Origin of the sequence: Bradyrhizobium sp. 17 (genome assembly GCF_023073515.1) — a bacterium.
Taxonomy (GTDB): Bacteria; Pseudomonadota; Alphaproteobacteria; order Rhizobiales; family Xanthobacteraceae; genus Bradyrhizobium; species Bradyrhizobium canariense_D.
The window spans coordinates 14,342-14,574 of sequence record NZ_JADPJQ010000041.1 but is presented as its reverse complement, the minus strand read 5'-3'; the positions used below and the strand labels follow the sequence as shown (position 1 = coordinate 14,574).

At 64.4% G+C, this 233-nt stretch carries 1 protein-coding gene; it reads right to left on the bottom strand.

Going from position 1 to position 233, the window contains the following annotated elements; genetic code table 11:
- A partial coding sequence (locus IVB13_RS07970) for a homocysteine S-methyltransferase family protein (protein WP_247488208.1) occupies positions 1–233 on the bottom strand: 233 nt, incomplete at both ends.

Here is a 233-nt window from a genome sequence, read left to right as displayed (position 1 = left end):
CGACGATGTTGACGAGGCCATCGCGCGCGAACTCGCCGACCAGGCGGGCCATGTATTCCGGGGTCTCGTCGTACTGGCCGAACTCGTTGGGCAGGCCGGCATTGGGATAGGCACAAACAAGGGTATCGGCGACGCGGCCGATATCGGCGATATGCGCGCGCAGATCTTCCGCGCCGAGCGCGCAGTTGAAGCCGATGGTGATGGGCTTGGCGTGCTGGACCGAATGCCAGAAG